The 14080-nt window shown below is 71.6% G+C and carries 12 protein-coding genes; 1 reads left to right on the top strand and 11 read right to left on the bottom strand.

The annotated features are described in order from the left end of the window. Positions 1-101 precede the first annotated feature (101 nt). The 11 genes from C8E96_RS00785 to C8E96_RS00735 all read right to left on the bottom strand — a co-directional run bounded on the left by C8E96_RS00785 (position 102) and on the right by C8E96_RS00735 (position 12873). Positions 102-1196, bottom strand: coding sequence for a glycosyltransferase family 4 protein (locus C8E96_RS00785; protein ID WP_091370799.1), 1095 nt, complete (start codon positions 1194-1196; stop codon positions 102-104). Then, a complete protein-coding gene (locus tag C8E96_RS00780) occupies positions 1193-2287 on the bottom strand; it encodes a glycosyltransferase (RefSeq protein WP_228769694.1) in 1095 nt (364 codons plus the stop codon). The genes C8E96_RS00785 and C8E96_RS00780 overlap by 4 nt, the downstream gene beginning before the upstream one ends. An 11-nt stretch (positions 2288-2298) precedes the next feature. Continuing rightward, positions 2299-3735 carry an oligosaccharide flippase family protein gene (locus tag C8E96_RS00775; protein ID WP_091370803.1) on the bottom strand — a complete coding sequence of 479 codons (1437 nt, stop codon included), beginning with the start codon at positions 3733-3735 and terminating at the stop codon, positions 2299-2301. Beyond that, positions 3732-4997 carry a glycosyltransferase family 87 protein gene (locus tag C8E96_RS00770; RefSeq protein WP_091370806.1) on the bottom strand — a complete coding sequence of 422 codons (1266 nt, stop codon included), beginning with the start codon at positions 4995-4997 and terminating at the stop codon, positions 3732-3734. Before C8E96_RS00770 ends, C8E96_RS00775 begins: the two co-directional genes overlap by 4 nt. Continuing rightward, the gene (locus tag C8E96_RS00765; protein ID WP_228769695.1) at positions 4994-5860 is read right to left on the bottom strand and encodes a YveK family protein; all 867 of its coding nucleotides are present in this window, start codon (positions 5858-5860) and stop codon (positions 4994-4996) included. Before C8E96_RS00765 ends, C8E96_RS00770 begins: the two co-directional genes overlap by 4 nt. After that, positions 5857-6933: a glycosyltransferase gene (locus C8E96_RS00760; RefSeq protein WP_091370808.1), complete on the bottom strand. Its 1077-nt coding sequence runs from the start codon at positions 6931-6933 to the stop codon at positions 5857-5859. Before C8E96_RS00760 ends, C8E96_RS00765 begins: the two co-directional genes overlap by 4 nt. Beyond that, positions 6908-8176 (bottom strand): O-antigen ligase family protein, encoded by a 1269-nt coding sequence (locus C8E96_RS00755; RefSeq protein WP_228772096.1) that lies wholly within the window; start codon positions 8174-8176, stop codon positions 6908-6910. Before C8E96_RS00755 ends, C8E96_RS00760 begins: the two co-directional genes overlap by 26 nt. 53 nt (positions 8177-8229) lie before the next feature. Next, entirely contained in the window at positions 8230-9198 is a 969-nt protein-coding gene (locus C8E96_RS00750; RefSeq protein ID WP_091370811.1) for a polysaccharide deacetylase family protein, read from the bottom strand. After that, positions 9195-10040 carry a DMT family protein gene (locus C8E96_RS00745; RefSeq protein ID WP_228769696.1) on the bottom strand — a complete coding sequence of 282 codons (846 nt, stop codon included), beginning with the start codon at positions 10038-10040 and terminating at the stop codon, positions 9195-9197. Before C8E96_RS00745 ends, C8E96_RS00750 begins: the two co-directional genes overlap by 4 nt. A gap of 152 nt (positions 10041-10192) precedes the next feature. Continuing rightward, positions 10193-11470: a putative glycoside hydrolase family 15 protein gene (locus C8E96_RS00740; protein ID WP_228769697.1), complete on the bottom strand. Its 1278-nt coding sequence runs from the start codon at positions 11468-11470 to the stop codon at positions 10193-10195. Then, positions 11452-12873: a sugar transferase gene (locus tag C8E96_RS00735; protein WP_091370815.1), complete on the bottom strand. Its 1422-nt coding sequence runs from the start codon at positions 12871-12873 to the stop codon at positions 11452-11454. The genes C8E96_RS00740 and C8E96_RS00735 overlap by 19 nt, the downstream gene beginning before the upstream one ends. Positions 12874-13246: 373 nt before the next feature. On the opposite strand from C8E96_RS00735, the gene C8E96_RS00730 reads away from it, so the two are divergent. Further along, positions 13247-14080, top strand: a complete 834-nt coding sequence (locus tag C8E96_RS00730; protein WP_091370816.1) for a glycosyltransferase — start codon at positions 13247-13249, stop codon at positions 14078-14080.

Here is a 14080-nt window from a genome sequence, read left to right as displayed (position 1 = left end):
CCCGAATCAAGCCCAACCACCCGAAGGTGCGCACCACCCAAGCCCGGTGTGGGCGCGGCAGTCAGCCCAACCACCCGAGCTGCACGGACCGGGCCGGATGATCAACCCTTGGCGAGGTCCCGGTACAGCGTGAGGTGTTGCTGGGCGCAGGTTTCCGGGGAGAAGCGGGAACGGGCGCTCGCCGCCAGAAGATCGCCGTTGTGTGCGGGAGCGGCGAAGAGAGCACGGAGCTGCTTGGCCAAGTCGTGAACATCACCAGGGACCGCCAAATACCGGTGCGCCCCAGGCACGGTGAGCATGTCGGCGACGCCGCCGGTGTCGGTGGCCAGCACCGGCTTCCCCGCCGCCATGGCCTCCGCGATCACCAGGGGCTGCTGCTCCATCCGGGACGGCAACACGAAAGCGTCGTGCTGGCGCAGGAGAACCGGCACATCCGTCCTGAACCCCAGGAAGCGGACCCGGCCGCGCAAACCCGGTCGGTCGGCCAGACGTTCCGCCCGGGCGCGTTCGGGTCCATCGCCCGCCACGGTGAGGGTCGCGTCGGAGGGCATGGTGCCGGGGGTGGCCAGCGCCTCGAGGAGGAGGTCCAAACCCTTGCGCTCCACCAGGAGACCGGCGAACAGCAACTTCCGGACCGGGCCGGGCGCGGGGGAGGCCTCGCCCATCGACACGCAGTTGTCGATGTGCACGACCCGGTGCGTGGGGACGCGGAGCCGGCCGGTGAGGAACGTGGCCATGCTGGGGGCCGGGACCACCGTGCGGGCGACGACGCGCGCCACCACGGCGTCGGCCGTCAGGACGGCCCGGGTGTACCTCGACGGCGGGGGCGCGCCCCGGGTGCCGCGGAACCACGGTTCGCTTACGTCGTCCGGGACGCCGTGGTAGGTGTGGACCACCCGGGGTAGGCCCGCGCTGACCAAGCCCGCTCGGCGGTCCTGGGCGTGCACCACGGTGGGCTTCCACGCCCGCAGCGCGGCCCTTGCCCTCCGCGCCGCCCCCAGGTCTCCCTTGCGCGGTACCGCGATGAGCTCGTGGTGCCCCTCGACGAGCTCAGCACCGCGCCGCGGCAGCGGGCCGAAGACGCGGACGTCGGCCTCGCCGGACGCGATCAGGGTGGCGGCCAGGCGCACGGTGAGGTCCACCGGCCCGCCGTGGTCCTGGGTCAGCAGGTACGCGACCCGAAGCCGGTCGGTCATCCGGACTCCCTGGGGGAGACGAGTTTCTCGACGAGCGTGGCGATCTGCTCCGTCGCACGATCACGGTCGAACAGGGTCTCGGCGCGCAGTCTCGCCAGCTCGCCCTCTCGGGCCGCGAAAGCCGGATCGGCCAGCCTGCGCACGATCGCGAAGGCCAACGCCGGGACGCTCCCCTCAGGCACGACAGCACCCGCGCTCGCCACGCTCTGCCGCACGCCACCGACGTCGAACGCCACCACCGACCGGCCGCAGGCCATCGCCTCCAGCGGCACCAGCGCCATCCCCTCCGCCCTCGACGGCAGGGCCACGACGTCCGCCGCGGTGTAGAAGTCCGCGACCGCGTCGCAATGGCCCCGCCACTGGACGGACTCGTGCCGTGCGACCGCGATGCGTTCGCGCCAGGTGTCTCCCATCGGTCCGTCTCCGACGAACACCAGGCGGGCGGTGGGGACGGCGGCGAGTATCGCGGGCCAGGCCGCGAGCAGCTGATCCTGGCCCTTGAGCCGGGCAAGCCGCCCCACGCACACCACCGTCGGCGCGTTCAGGTGCAGACCCAGGCGGGTTCGGGCCGCCGCGCGGTCCCCAGGGCGCAGACGCCCGGTGTCGACCCCGTTGCAGACCACCTCGGCCGCCCCGGAAACCCCGACGGCCCGACCCGCCGCCAGTTCGTCGTCACTCACGCACACCAGCTGATGCGTCCACCGTGAAGCGACCCGTTCCCAGGCGCCGCACGCCCGACGCAGGAGCCCGCCGGCCGTCTGGAAGGACCACAGGTGCGGCTGGAAGATCGTCGGCACCCGCCCGCGCAGCGCGACCCGGCCCACCAGCCCCGCCTTGGAACTGTGCAGATGCACCACATCCGGCGAGGCCTTGTGCAGTATCCGGCGCAGCCGCACCGCTTCCGCCGCCGACGACGGCCTGGGCATCCGGGTCGCGGCCCAGGGCCACACCTCGATCCGCGCCTCCCGCGCGCGTTCGGCAAGCCACCCCTCAGGCGGACACACGATGCCGACAGACCACCCCGATCGCTGTTGCGCCACCGCCAAATCCAGCACCACGGCGGCCACCCCCGCAGTCACCGGCTGCGTCACGTGGAGCACCCTCACCGGCCCACCGCCCGCAAGCCCCGCAACTGCCGAACAATGTCCCGGTCGACGAGCAGCAGAACCCCGCCGTAGACCACAAGCAGCACCAACCCTTCGACGAGCGTGCCCGCCACCGACTCCGTCCACCCGCCATCGAGTGCCATCCCCGCCGCCGCGCACACCGCGCCCGCGAGTCCCACGCCCAAGGCCATCCGTGCCAGTTCAGCCGGCCGGAAGGCGAGGCCGCGCCGGACCATCGCCCACCACGTGCCGCCCACCAGCAGCCACGCCGCGCCGACCTGGATCAGCGCCACCGCCGTCACCCCGAACCTGGTGCCCGGCACGAGCAAAGACACGAGCACCACAAGATGAGCCGCCTGCAACCCGAGGTACAGCCGGGCGTGCCCGGCCGCCTTGATCACCTGGTGCCACGTCTGCAGCACGCTGATGGCCAGCCCATATCCGCACAGCAGAGCCAAAACCCCGGCGGCCGGCGCCCAGCGGTCACCCAGCAGCACGACCCGATCAGCGAGCACGGCGGCGACCACGAACAGTCCCCCCGTGACGGCCAGGGTGGCGCGGGTGAACCGGCAGGCCACCGCGGGCAGCTCCGCCCGCCGCCCGGACCGGATCAGCGCGGCGCACAGGGGGAACGCGACGCCGCCGAGCACGACCGCGACGAGGATGTACGGCACCCACGCGATCCGGTACGCCAGCGAGTACACGCCCAGCGCGTCGGCACCCAGCACGTGCCCGATCGCCAGGTAGTCGACCGTCACCAGCAGCACGGCGACGATGGCCGCCGGGCCCACCACGGCGATCCACCGCAGCGCCTCCCGTGCCGCGCCCGAATCCCAACCTGGACGACACCGGACTCCGGCCAGCGCACCCAGGACCGGTTGCGCGATCGCGGTGCACAGCAACCCGATCACCAGCGCCCGCGGACCGTCGCCGTGCGCCGCGAGCACCACCGTGACCGCCGCGCCCAGCACCGCGCTGCCCGCGTCCGGCAGCATCCGGCGCCGGAAGTCCAGGTCGCGGTGCATCAGCCCCATCAGCACCCCGCCCGCGGCCGAGAACGGCAGGGTCACCGCGGCGAGCCGGACCAGCGGCGCCGCCCCCGGCGTGCCGAACAGCTCGGCGACCACGTCGGCGGCGAGCACCAGCGCCGCGGCAAGCACGAGCCCCGCGCTCACACTCAGCGTCAGCACCGTCCCCGCGAACCGCCGCGGGTCGCGGTCGGTGCGGCTGATCACGTCGTAGACACCCATGGACTGGATGACCTGGCCGATGTTCACCAGCGACACCACCAGCGACACCGTGCCCAGGTCGCCCTCGGTGAGGAACGCGGCCAGGACCAAGGTGACCGCCATCTGGCTGCCCTTGGACACCACGTTGACGCCGAGCAGCCACAGCGACCCGCGGGCCGCGCGGACGCCGAGCAGGTCGGTCACCGAGCGCCCTGCAAAACGGGTTCCCGCACCCGGCGGACCGCGAAGACCACCAGCAGTACCCAGGCCGCCACGATCGCCACACCGTCGAGCGTGACGCCCGCCCGGGCGCCGAGCAGCGCGACGACCGCGTTGTCCACGAAATGCAGATGCGCGAACGGAACCGCCAGCGCCACGACCGCGACACCGACCAGCCACCAGTCACGGTCCCGCCGGTTCCGCCACCACAGGGCCGCGACCAGCGCCATCGCCGGGACGGCGATCAGCAGGTCGCCCGGCTGGTGCACCACGGCGACCACGACGGCCAGGCAGGTCAGGAGATCGGCGATCGCCGTGGCGTTCGCATCCCCGAGCCGGTCGAGCCTGCGCAACAGGACCACGCTCAGCGCGAGGATTCCCACCAGCGCCAACGCTTCCGCCCCCGGCGCGACCCAGCCGGTGACCCGGAACAGCACCGCGGGAAGGTCGACCCGCTGCGCCGTGACCGAGTCCACGGCGCCGTAGGAGGTGCTGTTGGCGTGCGCCAGGTTCGCCGCGATCACGTCCAGGAACGGGCCGACCCCGCCGCCGCGCGCGATCAGCAGCACCACCCACGGCAGGCTCGCGACCGCCGCGATCGCGGTGCCGGTCACCGCGACCCGCCGGGAGCCACGGGCGAACAGCAGGATCGCCAGCGGAAGGCCGAACTGCGGTTTGAGCCAGGCCGCCGCGAGCGCCAGCGCCGCCCACCGCGGATGGCTGGACCGGGCCATCAACGCCCCGGCCGCGCCCACCGCGATGAGGGGATTGACCTGGCCGACGTACAGCTGCGCCTTGCCGAGCTGGCTGGTCACCAGCAGCGTCGCCAGCACCACCGTGCCGAGCACCAGCGGAATCGGCACCTGGACCCGCACGTGCGTCGCCGCCATCCACGCGAGCAGTGTCAGCAGCAGCAACGAGACGACGGTGAACGTCACCGCGCCGACCCGGTAGGACGGGAGCGCGAACGGCAGGTGCAGCACCAGGTGATACGGCTGGTAGAGGTTGAAGTCCTGGCGCACCGGCCAGTTCGCGAACATCACCGCCGGGTTGTACGGGTTGCCGCCGTCCATGAACTCCCGGATCGGGAAGTACAGGGCGTCGCGGAAGTCCTGCATCCGCTCTTCGGCTTTGTTGGCCAGGGTGGGAATCGGAACCCGCAGCGACGGCTGCAGCGCGCGCCAGGCACTCAGCGCGCCCACGACAGCGACGAGACCGGTGACCACGCGGAGGGTGCGGTCCTTCATGCCAGCACCACCGCCACCAGCACCGAGGACAGCGGGAGAAGGCCGACCACGGTCGCCGCCTCCTCCGGGTTTTCCTTGTGCACCATCACGATCACCGCACTCCCATCGCCGGGCTCACCGGTCTTGTCGGGCAGTCGTTCCGCCAACGCGTCCGCGCGGTCGGCCAGGTCCGGCGCGACCGCCACCACTCGGGCGGGCCGCGCCGCCGCCGCGCACAGCACGGCCAGCCGGTCCGCCAGGTCTGTGTCGTCCTCGCGCACGACCGTCACCGCGTGCTGCACACCGGCCGCGCCCAGCGCCGCGCCGACCGACCGGGCTCGGCGCAGGGTGACGACGGTGGCGGTGGCGAGGGTCGCCGCCGCGCCCGCCGCCAACGCCAGGCCGAAGGCCAGCGGACGGTCCGGGGCGACCCTGGTCAGTTCGGCGCGCTCGTCGACGAGCCGCAACTTTCCCGCCGGGGCAAGCAGATCCGCGGTGACCATCGCCTTGGCTATGGCGGACACGGCCGTCTGCGCCTGGGCCTCGGTGGGCGCCCGCACAGCCAGTCGCACCAGCGCCGACGCGGGGACCAACTCGACGGACACACTCTTGGCCAGCTCGGCCGGGGAGATCCCGAGGCCGTGGGTGGCGGCCTCCAGCACCGAGGGACTGCGCGCGAGTTCGACCATGGCGGGCAGCCCCAGCGAGACGACTTCGCCGTACGGCGTCTGCGCGCCCGGCACCGGTTGGGCGAGCAGCCCGACCCGGCCCTCGAACACCTCGCCGCGCGCCTCGGCGCCGATCAGCACGACGGCTGCCATGAGCAGGCCCGCCGCGAGACCCGCCAACACCGACAGGGGAGTCCTGGTGAGGATCGCTTTCACAGCCGCGCTCCCGCGAGTGTCCGGATGAGTTCGTCGTAGGACTTCATGAGCGTGTGCGGGTCGTGTCCGGCCGCCGGTCCGGCGGCCCCCGCGGCGGCCCGTGCCGCCGGGTCGAACAGCAGCGTGCGCAAGGCGGCGGCGGTCGCGTCCGGCTGCCGGGGCGGCACGGTGATCCCACCGCCGTGGGCCAGCGCCTCCCGCACACCGTCCACATCGGACGCGACGACCGGGCGTCCCGCGGCCAGCGACTCCAGCACGGCGATCGGCATGCCCTCCCAGTCGCTGGTCAGCACCGTCACGTCCGCCGCGGCGAGCAGGTTCGGCACGTCCGACCGGCTGCCGAGGAACCGGACCCGGCCGGCAAGCCCGAGTTCGCCTGCCTGCTTTTCGAGGGCGGAGCGCGTGCTCCCGTCTCCCGCCAGCCACAGCACGGCGTCGCCACCGAGCCGCGCCCAGGCGTCGAGCAGCACGTCGTGGCGCTTCTGCGGTTCCATCCGGGCCAGACACAGGGCGACCGGCAGAGCCTCGGTCACCACGCCCAGCGACCGCCGCACCGCGGCGCGGTCGAGGGTGGGCCGCTCGGGGAACACCGTGTTGGCGACCACGACCGGGTCCGGTGTGGTCAGCCCGGTGACGCGGAGCCGATCGGCGGTGACGGAGGAGACCGCCACCACGGCGTCGGACGTGCGCCGCAGCAGCCGGACTGCCCCGGGGAAGTCGGCGTCGGCGACTCCGTGGAAGATCGTCAGCACCGGCCGCCGCCGCGCCCGCAGCATCGCGACCCTGGTCACTACGCTCGCGGAGACGTTGTGGGCGATCACCACGTCCGGGTCGAACCCCCGGATGGCCTTGGCGGTCGCGGCGGCGGCCCGGAGCACGCCGACGGCGCTGCGGCGCGCGACCGGCACCTCGAACGTGGTGAAACCCTGCTCCCGCAACCGGTCCGCGCGGAACCCGCCGCCGGAGGCGACCGCCGACTCCCAACCGAAGTCGGCGCCTTCGCCGACCATGCCGGAGACGAGCGCCTCGGCGCCGCCCGCACCCATCTCACTGATCACCTGGAGCACCCGCATCGGCACTTCCTCTCCGTTCGTGAAGACGCGATTCGGCCGCGACGGCGAGGCCGATCAGCAGCCACAGCGGCAGGTAGTACTGCTGGGACAAGAACGTGGACGCCACCGCGACCGCGATCAGGGCGGCCTGCACGGCCACCATCGGTCGGCGGTCGCGGCTCGCGCGCAGGGCACGTTCGGTGGCGACGGCGGCCAGCACGAGCAGGCCGATGAACAGCAGGAATCCCGGCAGACCGAGTTCGGCGGCGACTTCCAGGTACATGTTGTGCGCCACGGGTGTCTGTTCACCGACCTCGGCGTTGTGCGAGGCCGCCGCGTAGTCGCTGCGAAAGCCGCCCGGCCCGACGCCCAGTACCGGGTTCTCGGCGAGCATGCGGGCGGCGGCCTGCCACCGCAGCTCCCTGGCGTCCACATTGGACCCCGCGATGAAGCTCTTCTCGCCGAGCGCCTTCGCCAGGGCGGGCCCCGCGAGCGACATGGCCAGGGCGCCGATCAGGGCGACCACGGCCAGCGCCCCCGCCAACACGCGCAGGGGCAGGACGCGGCGAAGCAGCAGCCAGCCCACCGCCGCGGTCAGCGCGAGAAAGCCGCCGCGCGACAGAGTCGCCATCGCCCCCGCCACGAGGGTCGCGCCGGCGAGCACGGCCACCACTCGTACGCCGATCACCGCCCACCTGCCGGAAGGGACCATCGTGCCCAGAGTCGGCGCGGCCCTGGACACGCTTGCCGTCGTCGACAAGGGAGGCGTGGGTGGGCGCGCGGGGAGGACCGCGATGAGCATCGGCACGGCCACCACCAGGAAATAGGCCAGGTCGTTGGGATCCTCCACCGGTCCACTGGCCCGGGGCTGGCCCTCCGCGAACATCGCGTACAGCGCCGACCCCGCCGCCGCCGTGGCGCCCGCCGCCGCGGCGCCGAGCAGCAGCCGGATCGGCAGTTCCCTGGCCGCGATGTCCGCGATGATCACGGTGAGCAGCAGGAACGGCAGCCACCGCACGGTGTAGTCCACAGTGAACCGCCCGCCCGCGTGCACCGCCGCCGAGGCCAGCAGGACCACCGCGAACAGGGCGAGCACCGCGTGGACCGGATGCGCGTTCGGGGCACGGCGTTCCCGCACCCGGATCACCACCCACGCGACAGCCAGGAGCGCGGGGGCCACCTTGGCGAGTTGGCCGTGCACCTCGAAGAGGTAGCCCTCCATCGGCGCCAAGGCCACCGTCGCGCACGCGAGGACACCGAGCACCGGGGTATGCCAGGAAGCTCGTGCGCTCGTCCATCGCGGAGCGGCGGCTTGGGTCACCCGCATCGGCGCACCCGGCTCACGTCCCGGTCGCGCAGCCGGGCGTCGACCCGGGTGGCGTGCTCACCGGTGCCCACGACATCGAAGTGCCTGCGCAGTTCGCCGAGCACCCACCCGAGCAGGGCGACCTTCTGTCCACTTGGCACGGACATGCCCGGGAAGAACTCCATCCCGGGCGCCTCGGCGGCACCGAGGACGTCGGTCGGGTGCAGCAGCAGCGACGGCGACACACCGCGGACCCGACACAAGGCCAGCGCCGTACGGAAATACCCGCGCGCCAACCGGGGGGAAGCTTGGTGCAGTTGCAGCAGGTACGACCCGTGGATGGGGGTCCTGACCAGCGGCATCGTGGTCACCGGCAGTTCGGTCAGCCCGGTGCTCCCGATTCGCCAGCGGTAGGGCGTGTTCGGCCCGCGAACCATGGAGAATCCGCCGAACAGGTCGTCGCGACCCGGTTCGCCCGCGTTGGGGGCGGTGCGGTTGTGGTACGCCCGGGCCAGGGGGCCGATCCAGGTGGGCAGCGTGGTCGCGTCGTAGCGGTAGCCGCGTTCGGCGAGCACCTCCAGCAGGTCCCTGGTCACGCTGAACCCCGGCCCGCGGAACCCCGTCGGCCGTGGGGCGCCCGCGCCGACGATGGCCTCCTCGGCCTTGGCCACCTCGGCCTCGAGTTCGGCGCGGGAATACCGGTGCAGCCACGGTTCGTGCCCGAAGGAGTGGTTCGCCACCTCGTGTCCGGCCGCGGTGATCGCGCCGATGGCCGCGGCGCCGTCCTCGCGTTCGGCGTCCGCTCCGACTACGAACACCGTGCTGGTCAGCCGGTGCTCACCGAAGACCTCCAGCAGCCGCGGCACGGCGGCGGGCAGGAAACTCGGCCTGCGCTCCCACCTCGGGTCGCCGTGGGTCTTCAGGTATGCCCACAGGTTGTCCAGGTCCAGCGAGACGCTGGCGACCGGCCGCGCGCTCAACCGACCTCCCGGGCTCCCGTGGTGACGACCGCGGGGGCGGACCGCGAGGCCGCGCCGAGCACGAGCACGCCGAGCACGACGAGGGTCAGGCCCAGCGCCACCCACCAGGACCGGCCCGGCGCGATCTGGTCGCCCAAGGCGAGAACGCCGACGGCGGACGCGATCATCACCGTCGTGCCGTCCATCGACGCGGCGGTCGACGTGGTGGAACCCCGCTGCAGCGCCATGGCGAAGCACGCCTGGCCGACCAGCGCGGCCACGAGCATCAGCCACGCCAGCGGATGCAGCATGAGCGACAGGAGCGACTCGTCGGCGATCGTGCGGCTCGTGATGGCCACGACCGAGAACGCCAACCCGGCGAAGATGGCCAGCGGGACGGCGGTCGTCACCAGGCCCAAGTGCACCGCGACGGCCCCGGCGAGCAGTGGCAGCCCGAGCATCGCGAGCCCCGTGCCGGTCGGGATGTCGTTCGCCACCGAGGGTGTGGACGCCGCGGCCAGCAGGGCGAGGCCGAAGGCCATCACCAGCAGCATGGCGATCTCGATTCCGCGGACCCGCCAGCGCAGCATCAGCACGCCGAACACGGTGGCGAGCCCGACCGCCGACGATGAGCCTGCCTGGACGAGGTAGAGCGGAAGTGATTCCCGGGCAAGGAAAGCGAGGGCGAACCCGCCGACCTGTCCGGCGAATCCGAGAAGGTAGATGCGGTCGGTCGCCAGTCGGGCGAGCAGACCGAGGCCGGACCCGGGCCGTTGCTCAGCCCGCCGGGCCGCGATGGTCTGGGCCACGATCCCCAGCCCATACATCGTCGTGGACGCCGCGAGTTCGAGATAGCCGCGCACGATGCTCCCTGAGAATGTCGTGCTCGATGATGTGTCGGGAGCGTACGGGCTGTATTCCTATTACCCTTTCGAGGTATATGGCACTGGTTGATCGACTTCGATCCGTACCGGATTTCCGCTACTTAGCCGCGAAATTCCACCCATTCGATGACTCACGGCACTGGTGTGGGTGAATTCGTCTTGGGTTTGACCAGCACGGCGCCGTCCGCGGCCGTGATCCGCAGCGGCGAGGTCACCGCGGCTCCGTCGACAGTGACCAGACCGGCGGGCACCGCCACGTCCGCGGCCGCCCCGGTCGGATTCACCGCCACCCAGCCACCGGTGAACTCCCGGGTCCACAGTCCGTTCGGGTGCCGGGTGGCCGCCTCGACCGCCTCGCCGAGTCCGGCGCCGTGCAGCCGCGACAACTCGGGCTTGCTGTAGTCGGGCGTGGTCGCCAGGTTCCAACACGTGTACGGACCGGCCAGCAGCGCGGCGCTGGCGTACCCGACGCGCTCCTCGCGCTGGCTTCGCGCGCGGGTCACCAGCAGCAGCCAGGACTCGCCGAGCGCGGCCTGGCCGCGCAGCTCCTTCCACTCGTTGCCCTGGAAGGTCAGCAGGCCGCCCGCGCCGTTGTCGTCGCGGAAACCGAAGTTCTCCTCCATCGCACCCGCGAAGCGCGAGTGCGCCGTCCACCGGCCCGGCGTCAGGAAAGTCTCGGACACGTTGGGAATGAACAACTTCCCGGCCTTCTCCAGGGAATCGCCTGCGACGCTGAGGAACGCGTCGAGCCCGTCGCGCAGCAGCCGGTCGGTGGCCGCGGCGTTCGCCGTGCCCGCCAGCACCGCGGGCGAGTAGTGGCTCAGCGAGTTGAAGTCGTTGTCCGCCAACACCCCGTCCCAGCCTTCGCGGGTGACCTCGTTGGTGACCGCGTACGCCCAGGATTCCTGGTACTGCCTGACCCAGGTCGTCATCTGCCAGTGCCTCGGGTAGCCCTGCCACTCGATGCGCTTGGCGGCGGTGTCCACGGCGAACCACTCGGGATGCTCGCGTTGGGTCTTGAGGTAGCCGAGACCGGTCGGCAGCTGGTCGGCGTCCTTGTCGCCGATGACGGCGCCCGGGTAATTGCGGGTGCTGGAGAGGTCCTTGTAGACCAATACTTTGATCTTGGGATTGAGCTCGTGGAGCTTGCGCATGGCCTTGGTTTCCCACGAGTTGAGCACCACGACGTGATAGCGCTTCGCCGCGGACTCGAGCTCCGCCGCGGTCGGGGAATCACCGATTCCGTACCACCAGGCGCAGGGCGCGAGTGGTTTCGGCGGCGGGGCGTCGAATTCCCCGGCCGAACTGGAGGCACAGGCCGTCGCGGACATCAGGACAACGCCCGCCAACGCGCGGCCGAGTCGTCCGCGCGAAGCCGCGCCCACGGTGTTCATCGATTGCGTCGGCATACCAGCTCACCCACCGTCATCAGCAAGATCTTGAGGTCCAGCCACAATGACCAATTCGCGATGTAATAGTTGTCGTAGCGGCACCTGTCGCCGATCGAGGTGTCTCCGCGCAAACCGTGGACTTGGGCGAGACCGGTCAGACCGGTCGGCACCCGATGACGCGCCCAGTATAGTTCGTGAATCGCGGAGAATTCGCGAACGAAACCCGGCCTTTCGGGTCGCGGGCCGACCACCGACATTTCGCCGCGAATGATGTTCCACAGCTGCGGCAACTCGTCGAGCGCGGTTCGGCGCAGGAATCGGCCCACCGGCCCGACCCGGGAATCGCCTTCCACCGACCAGCGGCTCTGCGAATCGTCGTCGCCGCGCATTCGGACCGTGCGGATTTTGTAGAGGACGAAGGTCTCGTCGTCCATGCCGACCCGGACCTGCCGGAAGAGCACCGGCCTGCCGCTCTCCAGCAGCACGGCCAGCGCGCACAGCGCCATGACCGGCGCCAGCAGGATCAGCGCGACCCCGGCGACCACGAGGTCGAAGGCCCGCTTGACCCACCAGCTCGGGCGGCTCGTGGGGGCGGTGCCCAGGCGCATCAGCGGGTAGCTGCGCACCCGCTCGATGTCGGGGCCGTCGGCGTGCAGTTCGTACATGCGCGGGACGACCAGCGTGTTGCAGCCGAGCCGGTGCGCGGTGATCGCCGCCTCCACCAGCGGGGAGTCGCGGTGCGAGAACGCCAGGATCACCGTGCCGACCCGCAGCCGGGTGATCGCCTCGGCGAGGTCCTCGTCCAGCAGGTCCACCGGCAGCGCCGCGGGGACCGGGCCGGTGTCGAGGCACCCGACCGGGCGCAGGCCGAACTCGGGGTGGTCGAGCATGGCCCTGACCAGGTCGGCGCCCACTTTGCCCGCGCCGACGACCAGGGACCGGTCGCAGCGGTCGAACTTGCGGCGACACCAGCGGCCGAGCGCGAACACCGCCGCCCGGGCGGGCTCGCTGTAGGCGACGAAGGCCAGCACCGCCCACTGGGCCGCCGCCGTGGTGGCCGCGGACACCCCCAGGACCAGGGCGGCGCAGGTGAGGGTGGCGAACACGGTGGCCGTGGCCATGGCCGACCGCGGCAGCTCGTGCAGCCAGGAGAGCCGCAAGCGCCTGCGGTAGATCCGGCTGCTCCCGCGGAAGGTGAGAAGCGCGCCCGCCAGCGCGAGCGTCCATGCCAAGTCGAGCGCGACGGTCACCGAGGCGGCCGCGAGGGCGACCACGTCGACGACGACGAGCAGGACCGCGACGCCGTTCACCCGACTGAGTGCGTCGGTCGCCCACGTGCCCTCTGTCTGCCGTGGTCGCGGCGGGGCCAGTCGCCTCCTCGGTGCGGGAAGCGAGGTGACCGTGGAGCTTGTCGGATTCACCCAGAACCACCTTTTCGGGTGAAATCTGATCCTGGTTTCCACGACCTTCGCTGAGGCATCCCAGTCACATTCGACCACCTTCAACCATTAGAGTTCACCTGAACGAGGAAATTGACTACCCGATACCGGCCGAATTGCGTTGCTAGCGTCGTGATTCACCTGTTCGAGAGTTCGCTGATCCCCCCTTCGGGTGACTCAAGACTTGTGTGGCAAGGCGTTTTTAGCCGATCGGGGCCGCGTTCGCCCGCATTCTGCACGACAAAGGCCGGGGTGGTCGAAGGCGCATTCCCCACGCAGGCAAATAATTCTGGCCCCAGCCGGAAAACGAACGTAATGGGGGCCAGTGGTACTACGGGACAGCACGTCGCGGACCATGTCGGAGACCGCCCCGAGCGCCGACGCGACAGTGGCCGCGACTTTGCAGACAGCTCCGAGCCGCACGGCGACACCGACCACCTGCCACTCGCACGTGGTGCTGCCCGCCTACAACGAGGCGGCGTCACTGCCGCCGCTGCTGGCGAGACTCGCCGAGGTCGGCCGCGCCGAGCTGCTGACGGTGTGGGTGGTCGACGACGGCTCGTCGGACGCCACGGCCGAGGTCGCCGCCGCCGGCGTCGACGGGCTCGACGTGCGGCTGGTGCGCCATCCGATCAACCTGGGTCTCGGCCAGGCCGTGCGCTCAGGTCTGCGCGCCGCCCTGGAATCGGCCGGGCAGGACGACATCGTGGTGGTCATGGACGCCGACGACACCCACGATCCGGGGGTGATCCCGCTGCTGCGCGCGGAGATCGCGGCAGGCGCGGACGTCGTCATCTGCTCCCGGTTCACCGACGGCGGCGATGACGACACCGCTCCGGCGTTCCGCAGGCTGCTCTCCCGCGGCGCCGCGACCCTGTTCCGGCGGATGCTGCGGGTCGACGGGGTGCACGACTTCACCAGCGGGTTCCGCGCCTACCGGGTCACCCTGCTCGAACGCGCCAGCCTGCACTGGGGTGAGCGCCTCATCGAGGAGCAGGGTTTCGCCTGCATGGTCGAACTCTTGCTGAAGCTGCGGCACTGCCACCCGGTCATCACCGAGGTGCCACTGAAACTGCGCTACGACCGCAAGCGCGGCCCGAGCAAGCTCAAGCTGCGCCGCACGATCGTGCAGTACCTGAGCCTGCTGGTCCGCGACCGGCTCGCGCCCGCCCCGTACCGGGAGCTGTGA

The organism is Actinokineospora alba, assembly GCF_004362515.1.
Classification (GTDB): domain Bacteria; phylum Actinomycetota; class Actinomycetes; order Mycobacteriales; family Pseudonocardiaceae; genus Actinokineospora; species Actinokineospora alba.
This window is presented reverse-complemented; position numbering and strand designations above follow the sequence as displayed.

Excerpts from the sequence above, each read along its gene's own strand:
- C8E96_RS00785 (WP_091370799.1), bottom strand. The coding sequence starts at position 1,196 with ATGACCGACCGGCTTCGGGTCGCGTACCTGCTGACCCAGGACCACGGC.
- C8E96_RS00770 (WP_091370806.1), bottom strand. The coding sequence starts at position 4,997 with ATGAAGGACCGCACCCTCCGCGTGGTCACCGGTCTCGTCGCTGTCGTG.
- C8E96_RS00760 (WP_091370808.1), bottom strand. The coding sequence starts at position 6,933 with ATGCGGGTGCTCCAGGTGATCAGTGAGATGGGTGCGGGCGGCGCCGAG.
- C8E96_RS00740 (WP_228769697.1), bottom strand. The coding sequence starts at position 11,470 with ATGCCGACGCAATCGATGAACACCGTGGGCGCGGCTTCGCGCGGACGA.
- C8E96_RS00730 (WP_091370816.1), top strand. The coding sequence starts at position 13,247 with ATGTCGGAGACCGCCCCGAGCGCCGACGCGACAGTGGCCGCGACTTTG.